Origin of the sequence: Acinetobacter sp. YH12069 (assembly GCF_013419675.1) — a bacterium.
Lineage (GTDB): Bacteria > Pseudomonadota > Gammaproteobacteria > Pseudomonadales > Moraxellaceae > Acinetobacter > Acinetobacter amyesii.
The window spans coordinates 106783-122875 of the sequence record NZ_VOZS01000003.1 but is presented as its reverse complement, the minus strand read 5'-3'; the positions used below and the strand labels follow the sequence as shown (position 1 = coordinate 122875).

At 40.1% G+C, this 16093-nt stretch carries 14 protein-coding genes; 5 read left to right on the top strand and 9 right to left on the bottom strand.

The window, feature by feature from the left end:
- Positions 1-16: 16 nt before the first annotated feature.
- From dnaX to FTU16_RS02175, 6 genes are all read right to left on the bottom strand, one after another.
- The gene (gene dnaX, locus FTU16_RS02200) at positions 17-2236 is read right to left on the bottom strand and encodes a DNA polymerase III subunit gamma/tau (RefSeq protein WP_180162609.1); all 2220 of its coding nucleotides are present in this window, start codon (positions 2234-2236) and stop codon (positions 17-19) included.
- Positions 2237-2297: 61 nt separating this feature from the next.
- Positions 2298-3026 carry a hypothetical protein gene (locus tag FTU16_RS02195; protein WP_180162608.1) on the bottom strand — a complete coding sequence of 243 codons (729 nt, stop codon included), beginning with the start codon at positions 3024-3026 and terminating at the stop codon, positions 2298-2300.
- Positions 3027-3116: 90 nt separating this feature from the next.
- Entirely contained in the window at positions 3117-3566 is a 450-nt protein-coding gene (locus tag FTU16_RS02190) for a copper resistance protein NlpE N-terminal domain-containing protein (RefSeq protein ID WP_180162607.1), read from the bottom strand.
- 84 nt (positions 3567-3650) lie between these two features.
- Entirely contained in the window at positions 3651-4937 is a 1287-nt protein-coding gene (locus tag FTU16_RS02185) for a serine hydrolase (RefSeq protein WP_180162606.1), read from the bottom strand.
- 75 nt (positions 4938-5012) lie between these two features.
- Complete coding sequence (locus FTU16_RS02180) at positions 5013-5867, bottom strand: MaoC/PaaZ C-terminal domain-containing protein (protein WP_180162605.1); 855 nt, start codon at positions 5865-5867, stop codon at positions 5013-5015.
- Positions 5868-6000: 133 nt separating this feature from the next.
- On the bottom strand, positions 6001-7392 hold the full coding sequence (locus FTU16_RS02175; protein WP_180007894.1) for a 3-oxoacyl-ACP reductase: 1392 nt from the start codon (positions 7390-7392) through the stop codon (positions 6001-6003).
- 241 nt (positions 7393-7633) lie between these two features.
- Between FTU16_RS02175 and FTU16_RS02170 the strand changes: the two genes are divergently transcribed.
- On the top strand, positions 7634-9154 hold the full coding sequence (locus FTU16_RS02170) for an acetyl-CoA C-acetyltransferase (RefSeq protein ID WP_180145369.1): 1521 nt from the start codon (positions 7634-7636) through the stop codon (positions 9152-9154).
- Between the two features lie 68 nt (positions 9155-9222).
- On the opposite strand, the gene FTU16_RS02165 is transcribed toward FTU16_RS02170, so the two are convergent.
- A complete protein-coding gene (locus tag FTU16_RS02165; protein ID WP_180162604.1) occupies positions 9223-10326 on the bottom strand; it encodes an OmpW family protein in 1104 nt (367 codons plus the stop codon).
- A 204-nt stretch (positions 10327-10530) separates the two neighbouring features.
- Positions 10531-10956, bottom strand: coding sequence for a chlorhexidine efflux PACE transporter AceI (gene aceI, locus FTU16_RS02160; RefSeq protein ID WP_180162603.1), 426 nt, complete (start codon positions 10954-10956; stop codon positions 10531-10533).
- 116 nt (positions 10957-11072) lie between these two features.
- On the opposite strand from aceI, the gene FTU16_RS02155 reads away from it, so the two are divergent.
- From FTU16_RS02155 to FTU16_RS02140, 4 genes are all read left to right on the top strand, one after another.
- Positions 11073-11963, top strand: a complete 891-nt coding sequence (locus FTU16_RS02155) for a LysR family transcriptional regulator (protein WP_111884264.1) — start codon at positions 11073-11075, stop codon at positions 11961-11963.
- An 89-nt stretch (positions 11964-12052) separates the two neighbouring features.
- Positions 12053-13042: a transaldolase gene (tal, locus tag FTU16_RS02150; RefSeq protein ID WP_078191801.1), complete on the top strand. Its 990-nt coding sequence runs from the start codon at positions 12053-12055 to the stop codon at positions 13040-13042.
- A gap of 73 nt (positions 13043-13115) precedes the next feature.
- Positions 13116-13766, top strand: a complete 651-nt coding sequence (gene leuE, locus FTU16_RS02145) for a leucine efflux protein LeuE (protein ID WP_180022039.1) — start codon at positions 13116-13118, stop codon at positions 13764-13766.
- Positions 13767-14018: 252 nt separating this feature from the next.
- Positions 14019-15188: a benzoate/H(+) symporter BenE family transporter gene (locus FTU16_RS02140; protein WP_180162602.1), complete on the top strand. Its 1170-nt coding sequence runs from the start codon at positions 14019-14021 to the stop codon at positions 15186-15188.
- A gap of 344 nt (positions 15189-15532) precedes the next feature.
- Here FTU16_RS02140 and FTU16_RS02135 read toward each other — a convergent pair whose 3' ends face one another.
- Positions 15533-16093 (bottom strand): TetR/AcrR family transcriptional regulator, encoded by a 561-nt coding sequence (locus FTU16_RS02135; RefSeq protein WP_180162601.1) that lies wholly within the window; start codon positions 16091-16093, stop codon positions 15533-15535.

Genomic DNA, 16093 nt, shown 5'->3' with positions numbered 1-16093 from the left:
ATATCCAGCTTAAAACTTATTTGAGCTGGATATTTTGCAACTCACCATCAAAGCTTTTGAGTAAGTCTTTCACAACAGGCTCTGCATGTAATAACTCATTTGCACGTGCAAAGGCCTTTTCCTTGCGGACATGTTGTAAAGCATATGGTGTGGTTTCTTCGACATCTTCAAAGCTGATATGGAAACGACATTTTGACCATTGCGTATGAATCGCTTGTTCCAATACATGCTGTAATTGAGTCACTAAAGCTTCGTACCGCTTTGGAATATGGAAAGTCGATTCACCGTCAATCGTACCGCGCATAATTCCATGCTGCGCCAACTCTTGTACCGCAGGTGAAAGTTGACTATTACGGAACCAATACTCCCACTTTTCGACCGTCCACTCACCTTCTAGGTTTTGAGGCTGTAAAGTCAAAATATCTTGTGGCATCAAGGTAGAGGATGAACCCGTTTGAACAGCATCCGAAGAAACGGAACTTTGCGTAACTTGTGGTGATGCTAGATCAAAACCATTGTGATCTTGAGCCCCCGAAACTGATTCATTCACCACATGCTTTGGTTCAACTGCATCTGTCAAATTTGGCTGAGACGTTTCAGTCTCTGTAATTGTTGACTCTAAAGCTGTTGATTCTAAAGGTGCAATATCTTCAAAATTTATAGCGCTTACATCAACTTCTTCAGTTTCAGTACTCGGCGTCGGATCTAAATCAAATAATGTATCTTCTGCCACGGCATCCATAACAAGCGTGTCATTTTGCTGTGTCGCTACAGATTCAACCGATGCAACCTCTTGCGTATCTAGAGTGCCATTTGCTGTAGATGCTGTAGAAGTTTGGCTAATCACATCCTCTTCAGGATCATCTAAAAAATCATCAGATGAAGGTTCATCGACTGCAGGTGCAGAAACATAGCCATCATCGTCATCATAATGTGAATCATCAAAATCATCGAAAGCTGGCGAAGTGTCTACAGCAGGTACAGCTTCAGGCTGCTCAACAGCGACAACCTGCGCAGCAGACTCAACAACTGTATTGGGTTGCTGCAAAGACTGTGCTTGAGTCGGCTGAACTGTATTGACTTGAATTTGAGCAAGCTGTGGCTGTGCGGCTGATTCTTGCTGTACGGCAGAAACCAACATTTCGTTTGGCTGTAATGGACGGAATGCTAATAGACGTAGCACACACATCTCAAAACCTTGCTCTTGCGTCACTGCCAACTGCAAGTCTGCCCGACCTTTGCATGCGACTTGATAATACAACTGCAAGTCTTGAGCTGAAATTAACTGCGACAATTGCATAATTTTTTGATTGATCTCAGCGCTATATTTCAACGCTAAGTCTGGCAAGTATTGTAATAATGCCAGTTCATGCAAAGTCGAAATTAACTGATCCAATACCAGTGAAACATCCAGTGCTTGTTGACGGAATTGCATGAGTAAAGCACTCACGCGTTCACGCTGATTTTGATGAATGGCTAAAATCAAATCATAAATGATCGTACGGTCAATTAGGCCCAACATGTCTTTAACATCTTGGTGCTGAATTGAACCTTGACCATAGGCAATGGCCTGATCGGTCAGTGACAAAGCATCACGCAGTGAACCTTGAGCCGATTCAGCAATTTGCCAAATCGCATCTTGCTCCGCTTGAATTTGTTCTTTTTGTAAAATATCGGTCAGATGCATGGTGATTTCATCCACGGCTAAAGGACGCAAAGTAAATTGCAAGCAACGTGAAATGACAGTAATCGGTAATTTTTGTGGATCTGTGGTTGCAAATAAGAACTTCACATGCTCTGGCGGCTCTTCCAACGTCTTTAATAACGCATTAAATGAATGCGTAGAGAGCATATGCACTTCATCGATTAGATAAACTTTGAAGCGACCTTGCGTTGGTGCATAAGGAACGTTATCGAGTAGTTCTCGCGTATCTTCAACTTTGGTCCGTGATGCCGCATCGATTTCAATTAAATCAATAAAACGACCTTCATTTACTGCTTTACACGTTGGGCAGACTTCACACGGCGTTGAGGTTACACCTGTTTCACAGTTCAGACATTTTGCCAAAATACGGGCAATGGTGGTTTTACCCACCCCTCGAGTACCTGTAAATAAATACGCATGATGTAACCGACCACGTTCTAAGGCACTAGTAAGTGCGCGTGACACATGGTTTTGCCCCACGAGTTCAATGAAATTTCGTGGACGGTATTTTCGTGCAAGTACTTGATACATGTATGCTCCTTTTTACAGGTGTAAGCATACTGTTTTTTTGTCTAAGAGTGAATGCAAAGGGCTAATTTACAGAGCTAGATCCAACAATCTTTTCAATTTGATCGCTTTGTATAACATTAAATTCATATTTAGAATTGCCTTTATAGAAAACTATCACTTTATCCTGATACATATCTAGGAGTTTTAGTTCTCTTCTAACTTCATTTTCCTCTTTAATAAAAACAATAGGAGCATCAGCAATATAAGCAATTTTGATTTCTGCATTTAAAGCCGTTGCACAGATAAGAATAAAAATAAGACTAACTCTTCTCGTTAGACCATCTAATTCTTTACTCGCAACAGTTTTCAAAAGTGCCCCCCAAGTAAAAGCTGTCCAAAACATTACTTCTGATGTAATTAGAAATTCAAACTTTCGAAGAGCCATAAATATAAAATAAAGCAGAACTATAGAAAAAATTGTATAGCCACGAATAAAAGACTCTCTTTTTTTCCCTAGTATAACTTTTACTTCTTTTTCATTATCTTTGTAGATTATTTTTCTCTTTTTAATACAAATCTTTATGACAAACTTATAAATTTCCTCTGCTCCCAAAGCCCCTATAATTAGAACTATGGCAAGTGCTAAAACTCTCAAAACTTCAAGAAAAAATACTGATGGCGGTAATATAGATAATAGCCAAAGTGCATCTAACCTATAATAAAAATAAGTTTGTGAAGCCATTGTAACAACAAGTGCTACCGCTGAAATAGCTGCAATAATATCGGTTAAACTGGATTCCTTTAATTTCATATTCTTAAGAACTTATTTGTTATTTTTCAACATACCCAAGCATTCTTAATATTTCAATAAATTAACAACTAACGATTAAAATTTAACAAATCAACTTTGAGCTAATAAAACAAAGTCACTTTGCATTTGATAGCGTTTCGCCGTCTGGTCTTCCCGAATTTCAAGCAATTGCTGATCCAAATCTACATACAAAAGATTGCGCGTTTGCACATTCATGAGTTCTAGCTGCTGCTTTGATTCATCTTTAAAACGAATTACACCTTTTAGCACTTCTACTTCGTTATGACCACTTAGACTTTCACGAGTGAGTGTATAGGTTTGGTCTTCATGTAGCTCTAGAGCCACAGCCATGCCAGGACAATCTTCACAACGAGAAAGACAGCCCATACACGGCGTGGTACCTTTAAAATCACCCACCCATGCAGCTTGCTGTTTTTCGGCAGTAATCGCTTCTATCTCTTTTGCTTTCGTTTGAGTTGAATCCTGACAACCCAACATTGCCGACGTTGCTACTAAGGGAATCAAAACAACTTTTTTCATAGGGATATCACAGCAGTCTAAAACTGCGAGGGAAAATAGCATATTTTTCACATTTCCCCAATTTCTGTTCTATTCCGAAGTATCTTAAATCCAGCCTTTACGACCTTTTAATACTTTATCTGCACAGCGTAAGGTTTCTTGAGTTAAGCCCCATAAGCGATAATCGCCGGTGATTGAACCCGTCGCAAAGTTATGTGTATAAGCAAAACTTAAATCACGCTGCGGATCACACCAAGCCCCAGAACCATTAAACCCAATATGTCCAAAACCTTGACTAGATTTGCCTAAGGTTAAAATTCGATGATATCCCAAACGCCAATTCATTGGTAAAGGCATAATACGATCACGTTTTTTAAATTGAATTTTACTTAAAGATTCAAAAATTTGTGGCGTGATTAAGGTCTGTCCCTGCCACCGCCCTTGATTGGCTAGCATGGCATAGATTTTCGCTAAACTATTGGCACTAAATACGCCTGTTGCTGCAGGAATGATGGCTTGTAAACCCTCATCACTAAAAAATGAAAACTTGCGCATTCCTTTTGGAATCATACCATCTTGAAAGTCTTGCAAATTTTGTCCCGAAAGTTGTAGGAGCTGATCAAAGATTGATGGTTTTCGTGTATCAGTCTTTTTTTTCGTTGTCTGCGCTTGGGTATTTTCTTGTGCAGATGTATCTACAGCACGTTCTACTTGTTTCTTTTTCGGAATCAAGCGAGCAACCTCACTAAGTTGATGCTCTGGTACGCCAAAAAATGCATGATCCAATGCCAAAGGCTCAACCAAATAGTGTTGCATTAGTTCAGCAAGCGGTCGACCTGTGGCCTTTTCAAGTACACCACCGACTTGCCAACCGAAGGTTAACGGTTGATATGCTGCATCAGTTGATGGCTCAAAACGTGGCTTAGCTTGCTCAATCACGTTGAGCATATGTGGCCAATCTGCCATTTCAGATGCTGTTTGAATGATATTACGGATATCGTATAAACCACTTTGGTGACTCAGCATGTGCCTTAATGTGATATCCGACTTGCCATTTTGAGCAAACTCCGGCCAATATGCTGCAACGGGAGTATCGTAATCTAGAAAGCCTTCACTCACTAAAATATGTGCTAGCGTTGCAAGTACGCCTTTACCCGTGGAATAACAGACCGAGGGGGTATTGGACTTCCAAGCTTCTTCGGCTGATTTTTTACCGGTCCAAATATCCACAACTTTTTGACCTTTAAAATACACCACTAAGGCAGCTCCGCCTAAGTGGGTTCGAGCATCCTGCATCCGGCTAAATTGCGCCGCCAAATCTTGAAACGCCTCGTCAACCGTACCTTGAAAATTATTCTTCTGTGCAAATAGATATTCTTTGAGCGCCTGCATCATCATTCCTTTGAATATGAATCGCTTGAGATTAAAACAAAAAAGCCTAAACCGATATCGATTTAGGCTTAAGTCTTAAATTGCCTTTACACTTCCCGCTACATGCGGCTTTTTGTTCTTACTATTTCGAATAGCAAACTCTGTATCTTTACCCGTTTGTGCAGTAAGGAACTCAACTTGAGAAGGCAAATACATCGGTAATTTAAACCAGACATCCGCTTCATAGGCATCTGGCAAAGTTAAGCTCGACAAGGCTTTGGCTTTACTCCACATACCATGTGCAATGGCTTGTTTAAAACCAAACGCTTTAGCGGTTACAGCATGAATATGAATCAAGTTAAAGTCACCAGAAGTCAACGCATAACGGCGACCGGTATTTTCAGAAACATTCCATTCAGCTTGAACTTGCAACTCAGCTGACTTTGTTTCGGTAGATTTTGCCGCAGCTTTGTTCTCTGTTTTTTGACGTGCTAAATACGTGGTTAATGATTCTACAACCACTTCATCGCCCACTTTTGCAGTGGTAATAAAATCAAATTGCACGCCTTTATCATGTGGCTGTAATTCACCAAATTTGCATGACAATGACAGTGTTTCATTCACACCAACTTTGCGATATTGCTTCACTTGGTTACGAATATGTACCAAACCCAAGATCGCAAATGGAAAAGCTTCCGTAGTCATCATATGCATTTGCAAACTTTGAGAAAGCACAGCCAAATAAATCGCTGGGATATAACCATTGTTTTTAAAGCCACAGACTTCTTTATAAGCTTTTAAATGTTTTTGATCGACCTTAAATGAATCCACCACATATTCAACTTGCGGCAGCACTTTTTCAGCTTTAGGCTTTTTAAAAATCAAGCCTTGAATCACTTTTGGATAGGCTAAATAAGGTTTTGGAAGTTGACTAAAATGGCGAGTATTCATACTAAACCTTTGGAAGTTTTATCTTTATAAAGTTCCCTTCCTTTTAAAGAAGGATATTTTAAATCCCCCTCATCCCCCTTTGATAAAGGGGGACTTCTCCTCTCTTTTTCAAAGGGAGGTCGGGAGAGATTAATTAAGCCCCTAACAAGCTTTGACCACACACACGTACCACATTACCGTTCAAGCCAGTCGATGCCGTTGAAGCAAACATCGCAATCGTTTCAGCAACATCTACAGGTAAACCACCTTGACTCATCGAGTTCATACGACGACCTGCTTCACGGATTGCAAATGGAATCGCAGCAGTCATTTGCGTTTCAATAAAGCCTGGAGCAACAGCATTAATGGTTACGCCATTTTTCAATAATGGAGCAGTAAATTTAACCACACCAATTACACCAGCTTTAGAAGCAGCATAGTTGGTTTGACCTAAGTTACCTGCAATACCTGAAATAGAAGATACGCAAACAATACGACCATTTGCATTGAAGCCATCATTTTCAAGAAGGTAATCATTTACACGCTCAATCGCAGACAAGTTAATGTTAATCACCAAATCCCAAAGCTCAGGCTTCATATTGGCCAAAGTTTTGTCACGGGTAATCCCTGCGTTGTGCACGATGATATCCAAACCACCTTGAGCAGCTGCAGCCGCTTTAATTTTTTCACCGGCATCGCTTGCAGTAATATCAATCGCTAGCGTAGAACCGCCAATTTCACCTGCAACACGGTCAAGGTCTGCTTGCTGCTGTGGAACGTCTAAACAAATGACATGCGCGCCATCACGTGACAATACATGTGCAATTGCTTCACCAATACCACGGCTTGCACCTGTTACTACAGCTGTTTTGCCTGCAAGCGGTTTATTCCAGTCAACATCCACAACATCTGCTTTAGATACACGAATCACCTGACCCGATACATAAGCTGAACGCGGTGAAATCACAAAACGTAATGCAGATTCTAAGTTTGCTTCAGCACCTTCGTCCACATAAACTAATTGTGCTGCAATCCCTTTCTTAAACTCTTTACCCACTGATTTTACAAAACCTTCTAATGCACGTTGTGCAATGGCTTGTTTCACAGTTTTCGCAGTCTCTGGTGTTGTACCAACAACGACAACGCGACCAGACGCCTGAATTTGACGTGCGATTGGGTTAAAAAAGGCATATAAGGCATGCAATTGTTCTGAGTTTTGAATACCTGAAGCATCAAACACCACAACTTTAAACTTAGACTCTTTATCGCCTTCGTTGAATGCGCTTAAGTTTAGACCTGATTTTGCCGCAGCTTGTTGTAATTCAGCATTATTGCCTGCATAGCTATTGGCATGAATATTTGCCAAGACTTGTGCAATAGCACCAGATAATGTTGAAGCAGGCGCTGCACCGAATAAAACCGCACCTTTAACTACAGGTGTTGCAGACTCAAAACGCTCTAAAAAAGTCGGTGATGGTAAACCTAAATTTTTGATGACAAATTTACCAATAGGAGATTTTGCAAATGTTTGGTATTGATCAGTCATGTTTATTATCTCTCATACAGATTAATTTTTGATGGATCTGAAGATATCCCTTTAACTTCAAGATGATGTCAGATACTTATATTTCAATAGTTCCATCAGTTTCCATGGAATCATACTTGAGTTAAACCGCAGATGGCTTGACCTGAATGCTTTAGCGAATGTCATTTTAGTCAATTTACCCCTTTGGTGAATATGCTAATGTAGCCGTCAAGAAGATCATCAACATGCTTGGAAAAGCCTTATGAGCAAAACAACTCAAGAAAATCCAGCAGTCGAAAGTCCGACTACGGAAACTGTGTCAAATACATCAAAGAGTACGCCACGTACCGCTAAAAGTACGGGCACAGCAACCAAGTCTACAAGTGATGCCGCTAAAATAAGCCGTCCTCGTCGTGCATCTACACGTACTAAGACACCCGCTTCAAACCCTAAAACAGCTTCAAAATCAACAACTCAAACGTCTGTTCAACAGGATAATACCATGAGTCAAAACACAGTTCGCCGCGTTGCTATTATCGGTGGTAATCGTATTCCTTTCGCTCGTTCTAACGGCGCTTACTTCACTGCATCAAACAGCGATATGTTCACCGCTGCATTAAATGGTCTTGTTGAACGTTTCAACCTTCAAGGTCAACGCCTTGGTGAAGTTGTTGCTGGTGCCGTGTTAAAACATAGTCGTGACTTTAACATGACCCGTGAGTGTGTACTCAATACCGAACTTGCTCCTGAAACACCTGCTTACGATATTCAACAAGCATGTGGTACTGGTTTACAAGCAGCTTTCTTGGTTGCTAACAAAATCGCATTGGGTCAAATCGAAGTGGGTGTTGCTGGTGGTGTAGATACAACCTCTGATGCACCGATCGCTTTTGGTGATGGCTTACGTAAAGCTTTACTTGAATTGAATATTGCTAAAACAGGTAAAGACCGCCTAAAAGCATTAACTAAAATTAATGTTAAAGATTTGATGGATGCACCGAAGAACGGTGAACCACGTACAGGTCTTTCTATGGGTGACCATCAAGCAATTACAACGCTTGAATGGGGTATCTCTCGTGAAGCGCAAGATGAACTTGCTGCATCTTCACATCAAAAAATGGCAGCTGCTTATGAAGAAGGTTTCTTCGATGACCTTATTACACCATTCCTTGGTTTAGAGCGTGACAACAACTTACGTGCAGACTCATCAGTAGAAAAACTTGCGAAGTTAAAACCAGCGTTTGGGAAAGGCGATGCACGTACGATGACTGCGGGTAACTCGACTCCACTGACTGATGGTGCGTCATGTGTCCTTCTTGCATCAGAAGAATGGGCAAAAGCAAACGGTCACGAAGTTCTTGCTTATTTAACTTTCCAAGAAACAGCGGCGGTTGACTTTGTAGAGAAAAAAGAAGGCTTATTGATGGCGCCAGCGTATGCAGTACCTCGTATGCTAGAACGTGCAGGTATTACGCTACAAGATTTCGATTACTATGAAATTCATGAAGCGTTTGCATCTCAAGTATTGTCTACACTGAAAGCATGGGAAGATCCTAAATTCTGTAAAGAACGTTTAGGCTTAGATGCACCATTGGGTTCAATTGATCGTTCTAAATTGAACGTGAAAGGCTCATCACTTGCTGCAGGTCACCCATTTGCTGCAACTGGCGGTCGTATTATCGCAACTGCTGCAAAACTATTGAACCAAAAAGGTTCAGGCCGTGTACTTGTATCGATCTGTGCTGCGGGTGGTCAAGGCGTAACAGCAATTATTGAAAAATAATCCTTTATGTTTTAAAGCAAAAAACCGCTCTTGAGAGCGGTTTTTTTATTCTTTGATTCCGTAAATTTTTAGAAACGATAACCGACACCTAAATAAGTAATGATGGGATCAATATCGATCTTGGTCGTTGCATGAATTAATTGTTCACCCGTCGTTTGGTTAATCACATCAATCTTGGTTTTGTTATTTAACTTCGCATAAGACACCGAAGCAACCGTAAACCAACTTGGGGTGAAGTCATAGGTAAATCCGAGTGTGACAATTGGAGCAATCGCATCATCCGCATCGACATCGACCACCATTTTACCTGATGATTCTTTACCGTCTAATGCAGCACCTGCAAGATTATCCTTAATATTTTGAATCATATGCCCTGCAGCAATTAAGTCAGATTCAATACCTTTATTGAGTTCAATATCATTAAAATACGCATACATAATCCCTGCACCTACATAAGGTCTGAATTTATTCACGCCCGATTTTCCAAATTGATACTGAGCTTGAAATGCTGGCGTCCAAGCACGCGCTGTTGCTGCTTTACTATAAGCATCCAGATTGGTAATTGGTACATCATAATCCAAAGGTAAACCGTCCGGAAACAGCAAACCAGCAAGACCTCCCGGCATTGCATTGCCAGATAAAGGTGCCGTAATCATCCCTTTCCCTTGAATATCCACTTTGGGAGGAATACCGCCAATCATCTGTAAGGATACGTTGTCATTGATATAATAATTGACCATCAAACCTAAAGTATCAACATCCTCTGCTTCTAGACCAGTGCCTCCTGCTGACCAATTTTCCAATCCATATAATGTCGATATCCCTGCAATATCTGGTTTGATATTGCCTTTGCCATCTGTCATGAGTCCATTAATAAAACTATCTTCTAATAATGTTCCTAAAGTCTCCTTTAAATTTACTGTGTTATCACCGTCTTGAATCGTTGCATTTGGGTCAATTGCTTGTAAAAAACCCTCTTCACTAATGCTTCCAACTTTGGCCTGTGTCCCATTTGCCACAGAAGTATTAATGTTAAAAGGATTCGCCTTTCCTTGCGGCATCACGTGTAACCAACCTGCAGATACAGAAAAGCGCTTAAAGTTACCATCTGCAAATGTAAATTGTGTAAGCCCAAGTAAAACAATAGGTGTGACAATTTTTATCAATTTCATATGCTAACTCCTTGTTTTGAATATTTTTTGAATTAATATATAAAAGCATTCTTTGTTCTTATATTTAAAAGTTATGTAATTATTCTAACTTTTTATAGTTAGTTTATGTTTTTATATATTATTATTTGTTAAATATTGCACTATTTTGATGCAAAAAAGGCCTGTATTTATCAGTACAGGCCAATGTGATTTTCTTATTGAAATTTAACGATATTGTGGTTGGTAGCCAAAGTGCGCCTCGATCTGGTCATAGCACCATTGGAAAATAAATGTGTAGACTAAAATGCACATGGTCATACTAAAATCGAGCAAAATCGCCTGCCATAAGGTCATATGCATGGCATAAGCGACCATTGGTATGGTTGCAAGCATTAAGCCGCCCTCAAATCCAATTGCATGTAAAACACGTACACCAAAGGTTCTTTTTAACTTTCTTTTTGCTTCAAATTTTTCAAAATAATGATTAAAAATCATGTTCCAAATCACAGAAGTGACCGCCATCGCAATACCGAGCGTACCTGTCACCTCCATCGGAACTTTAAAAATAAAACTTAAAGCAATAGCAATGATCACCAATAGGATGATCTCATAGCTTAGCGCATGAATAATCCTTCTCTTGGAAATCGTCATTTTGAAACACTCTATCATTTGTAAAAAACTTATTTTATTTTTATATTATTGATTAATCGAGTTAGGTTCTTTCAATATTATTGAAAGGTTGTATTCCTTTATTTTTCTGTATGCTCATGAATATTAATCAAGAACAACTGATGATTTTTAAAACAGTCATGGAAACAGGATCATTTTCCGCAGCTGCCAGACAACTCGGCAAAGTGCCTTCAGCGGTCAGCATGTCCATTGCGAATTTTGAAATTGATCTCAACCTTAAACTGTTTGAGCGCGTTGGTCGTGAGCCTGTGCCCACCGCTCAAGCGCTTAACCTGTATGAAAAAACTGAACAATTATTGATAGAAATCAATCAGTGGAAACAGCATGCGATTGCGCTGAGTCATGGTTTAGAGTCTTCACTGAATATCGTGGTGGTATCAGAACTGCTTCATACGCAGTGGACCGACTATATCTCTTTGCTAGAAACTCATTTTCCATCTTTGCAAATCAATATTTTTTCTGCGCCTCAAGAAGATGCCCAAAAGATGCTATTACAAGGTCAAGCGCAGCTTGCTCTAATGTTTGAACGTGAACAGCTTGAGAGCTATGAACAATTTGTCGAATTGAAGCGTGAAGCATTGGTTCCTGTTGCTGCGACAAAACATGCCCTGTCGAAATTTAAGCAAGTCAGTTTTGAGCAAATTTTGCAAAGTCGACAAATCGTGGTCGCGAGTCGTGATAAAAGCATCAAACCAGAATTGTTATTTTCCAAACACAGTTGGCGTACAGATAACCACCACTCTGCCTGTTCGATGATTATTCAAGGGCTGGGTTGGGGTGTGCTTCCATTAGAGATGTTTAATGAAAATCCGACGCTCAAAGATCAACTCAAAATCTTAAGCTTTCAAGATTTCACACCCAAATTTGAATATTTCGTCGACTTGGTCTGGAACCGTGAAAAACCACTCGGCTCGGCTGCTCATTTTTTGATTAATCACATCCGAAATTCACGAAAAACTACGATTTAGACCGCCTAATTGGGCGGTTTTTGGTTGGGTTCTAAACAGATTGTGTTATAAAAGTATGTACACCAAGAACATTAAGAACTAGATTTCAAATGACTCAAAATGCGTTAAACCAATTAAAAAGCCTAACAACGATTGTTGCTGACAGCAGTGATTTAGCTGCGATTAATACATTCCGTCCATTGGATGCGACCACAAATCCATCTTTAATTACAGCAGCGGCAAATCAACCTGAAAATAAAGAACTGATTGAAAGTGCTTTTGAACAAGCGCGTAAAGAAGGTTATCAAAATGATGAGCTGGTTGAGCGCACCATCGATATTCTTACGGTCAAATTTGGTGTAGAAATTTTAAAATTGATCGAAGGACGTGTCTCTACAGAAGTCGATGCAGCCTTGTCCTATGATACTGATGCCACCATTGCAAAAGCTAAAGAGTTATTGGCTTTATATGCACAGTATGGTATCGATCAAAACCGTATCTTAATTAAAATTGCCTCAACGTGGGAAGGCATTCAAGCCGCTAAAGCCCTTGAAGCTGAAGGCATTCACTGTAATCTGACGCTTTTGTTTGGTTTGCATCAAGCTCAAGCCTGTGCAGATGCTCAAGTCACGCTGATTTCGCCATTTGTTGGTCGTATTTTAGATTGGTACAAAAAAGCTGAAAATGTGGATAGCTACCCGATTGAGAAAGATCCGGGCGTGTTATCAGTGAAGCAGATTTACCACTACTATAAACAACATGACATCAAAACTGAAATTATGGGTGCTAGCTTCCGTAGTATTGATCAAGTGCTTGGTTTAGCAGGTTGTGATTTATTGACGGTTTCACCGAATTTATTGGCAGAACTGGAAAAAGATCAGCGTACCGTGGAAGTGCAATTGTCTAATCATCATGCGCATGCACACTGTCAACACGATGTACAAGTGCTCGACAAGCAAACTTTCAAAGCTGAAGTTGAAAAAGACTTAATGTCTTTCCAACTATTACAAGGCGGTATTGATGGCTTTATTAAAGCCCGTGAGCAATTAAGTAGCTTACTGCGTCAAACTTTTGGCTTAGATGCTGAAATAAAAGCATAAATTAGAAATTTTCAGTTTCATCTAGAACCGAAGTTGTATACTACAGCTTCGGTTTTTTATTTGAGTGTCTTCAGTGTTTGGAATCACAGACTTAACGACCTTTATTATTGGTACGATATTAATTGTGATTTTACCCGGGCCAAATTCACTTTATGTCATGTCTGTTGCTTCTCGCTATGGCATTAAGGTCGGCTATTTAGGTGCTTTTGGCGTTTATACTGGCGATTTGATCTTAATCTTACTCACCGCTCTAGGGGCTGCATCCTTACTTCACGCCTTCCCTTGGTTATTCTTATTATTAAAAATTGTCGGTGCGCTGTATTTAAGTTATCTAGGTATCAAACTTTTCAAGGCTGCCTACCAAACATGGAATGCCGTTCAGATGCCAGAACAACTCGACACCAAGCAACTGAGTTTGAATGAATTGAAACCGTTTAAGACTGCATTAACCATCAGTATTTTAAACCCTAAAGCCATTCTTTTTTACTTATCGTTCTTTGTGCAATTTGTTGATCCTGCATATCCATATCCTGCGATTACATTTACCGTACTCGCGATCGTATTGCAAATTATCAGTATGAGCTATTTAACGATTTTGATCTTTTCGGGTGCAAAACTGGCCACCTATTTTAGCCATCGTTATAAATTTACGGCATGCTGTGTCGCAGCAGTTGGTCTTCTATTTTGTGGATTTGGTCTAAAGCTTGCGACATCTACCATGTAACCGACATAGGCAAAGTAGTACTGTTTTTTTAGGAAAATCCATATCCCTTTAAATTTTAAATGGATGAAACATCCACAATGTGTGGTTGTCGGTTCGTTCTATTGAAGTGCCATTTGTTAAAGTGCCATTTGTGAATAAATAAAGTATTTCCATAATATCTCGATGAGCACTTTTACTGTACATGACTTGAGCGTATCATCCTGAAAAATGTCATCCTAAATCTGCGCCAACAATAGTCATAGCTCGATCATTATGCAAAAACTACTCCAAGACTTCTCCATTCCAGCTGCTTTTGCAGGTTTTATTACGTTCTTAGTCGGGATCAGTGTCTCGGCTGTTTTGGTGATCCAATCTGCACAAATGCTCGGTGCCAACACTGCAGAAATAACTTCTTGGTTTTGGGCCCTAGGTTTGGGTATCGGCTTAAGCGGGCTGATTCTGTCTTGGAAATTTAAATATCCCGTTGCGACTTCATGGTCCACTGCAGGACTGGCACTGATTTTAGCGACTGCAAATGGTTACAGCATGAATGCTGCCCTAGGTGCTTTCTTGGTTTGTGGCTTATTGACAGCAGTACTTGGATTTTTAGGCATTTTTGAAAAAATACTGCGCTATATTCCACAAAGTCTCACCAGTGCAATGTTGGCGGGCGTACTTCTAAAATTTGGTATTGAGTTATTTGTCAGTTTACAAAATGAATGGGCATTCGTCCTGGGTTTACTCGCGGCTTATGTCCTCAGTAAACGACTGTTACCGCGTTATAGCATTGTCATCACAGTGATTATTGGCATCATGCTTTGCCCATTATTACTTGGCTTTCAATTACCGGCGCTTAATTTAGAACTCGCACAGCCGGTTTGGGTTACACCTGAATTTTCGATCTCAGCAATACTGGGTTTGGCGTTACCACTCTTTGTAATCAATATGGCCTCTCAGTATTTACCGGGTTTAGCTATGATTAAAAGTTATGGTTATCAACCCCACGTTAATCAACTGATTGGTTGGACTGGTACAGCCCAAACGCTACTCGCGCCATTTGGATGTTTTAGTGTCAATATTGCTGCGATTAGTGCGGCCATCAGTCTAGATGACCAAGCCCACCCCGATGAGAAAAAACGTTATATCGCAGGTATGACCTGTGGCTTTTTTTATATTTTGATGGGCCTGTTTGCAGCCACTTTGGTGAGTTTCTTAACCGCTTTCCCATTGATATTTATTACCGCTTTAGCAGGCATTGCCCTACTAGGCACCATTGGACACAACATCGTCATTGCTTTCCAAGAAGCGAGTGAACGTGACGCTGCTCTACTCACCTTCTTGTTTAGTGCATCGGGCGTACAATTTTTTGGTATTGGTTCCGCGTTTTGGGGGTTGGTCTTTGGTTTAGTCGTACATGCTATTTTCAAGTATAAGAGAAATTAAGCCCTCAGTTAAATAATTTGCTTCAAATAAAAGAATGATACGCGGTAACGTCATACGCAAGTGTTTGATATAGGACTACTTCTAATCAAAAATGTTTTTGCGGTACTTTGAGTAATTAGACACTAGTGAACAAGTTTTGCGGTGAGGAGCAATGCTCCGCAAGATGGTTTCCTTACGTAGCACGCTTCTCATTTTGCCGAATGAGAAACAACATTTCAAGAGTACCTCCAGCCGAAGGCTAATCCCTTTATTCAATCCCTAGATGTAAGACTCTATCGAATAGACTTAAAAATCATTTTAAAAATGCGTAATTACTTTTACGTATTTAAAATCAGTTATTTAATCTATTTCGCTCGATACGTTCGGGCGATTAATTCTTGTTTTAATAATTGAGTTTCGATTTCGTCTTCCACTTCTGTAAAAGCGGTGAGCCAAATACCATCAGCTGCATAACGTACAATTTTCAGTTCTATATCTGAATCGGTCTGATGATGTCTCTCTAAACGTGAGTTCATCCATTCAATCCAATATTCATTAAAAGTTTTATCGGTCAGCATGGTCATCGAAATCGCGGACCATGACTGTTGCAAACCCATGATTTGTTTTTCTAAGGTAATTTCAATATAGGCTCGGGTAAAGCGACCGTATGGCTCAGGGTCTTCGTCAATTAATCGGTCAACGACCTCGTCTAATTGAGCTAAAAGCATCACAATCATGGACTCTAAGAGCTTTTGCTTATTTGAAAAATGATGAAATACACCACCTTTTGTAACCCCAACTAAATCCGCAACGGCTTGAATCGACACTCCATTAACACCTTTATCAGCAGCAAGAAGGATTGCGTGCTGCAAAATACTTTGGCGTATCAGTTGAGGTTCTTTCTTGCGCTGATGCGGATTATCCAT

Bases quoted from the DNA above. Each gene is read 5' to 3' on its own strand.
- dnaX (WP_180162609.1), bottom strand. From the start codon at position 2,236: ATGTATCAAGTACTTGCACGAAAATACCGTCCACGAAATTTCATTGAA.
- FTU16_RS02195 (WP_180162608.1), bottom strand. From the start codon at position 3,026: ATGAAATTAAAGGAATCCAGTTTAACCGATATTATTGCAGCTATTTCA.
- FTU16_RS02190 (WP_180162607.1), bottom strand. From the start codon at position 3,566: ATGAAAAAAGTTGTTTTGATTCCCTTAGTAGCAACGTCGGCAATGTTG.
- FTU16_RS02185 (WP_180162606.1), bottom strand. From the start codon at position 4,937: ATGCAGGCGCTCAAAGAATATCTATTTGCACAGAAGAATAATTTTCAA.
- FTU16_RS02180 (WP_180162605.1), bottom strand. From the start codon at position 5,867: ATGAATACTCGCCATTTTAGTCAACTTCCAAAACCTTATTTAGCCTAT.
- FTU16_RS02175 (WP_180007894.1), bottom strand. From the start codon at position 7,392: ATGACTGATCAATACCAAACATTTGCAAAATCTCCTATTGGTAAATTT.
- FTU16_RS02170 (WP_180145369.1), top strand. From the start codon at position 7,634: ATGAGCAAAACAACTCAAGAAAATCCAGCAGTCGAAAGTCCGACTACG.
- FTU16_RS02165 (WP_180162604.1), bottom strand. From the start codon at position 10,326: ATGAAATTGATAAAAATTGTCACACCTATTGTTTTACTTGGGCTTACA.
- aceI (WP_180162603.1), bottom strand. From the start codon at position 10,956: ATGACGATTTCCAAGAGAAGGATTATTCATGCGCTAAGCTATGAGATC.
- FTU16_RS02155 (WP_111884264.1), top strand. From the start codon at position 11,073: ATGAATATTAATCAAGAACAACTGATGATTTTTAAAACAGTCATGGAA.
- tal (WP_078191801.1), top strand. From the start codon at position 12,053: ATGACTCAAAATGCGTTAAACCAATTAAAAAGCCTAACAACGATTGTT.
- FTU16_RS02140 (WP_180162602.1), top strand. From the start codon at position 14,019: ATGCAAAAACTACTCCAAGACTTCTCCATTCCAGCTGCTTTTGCAGGT.
- FTU16_RS02135 (WP_180162601.1), bottom strand. From the start codon at position 16,093: ATGGATAATCCGCATCAGCGCAAGAAAGAACCTCAACTGATACGCCAA.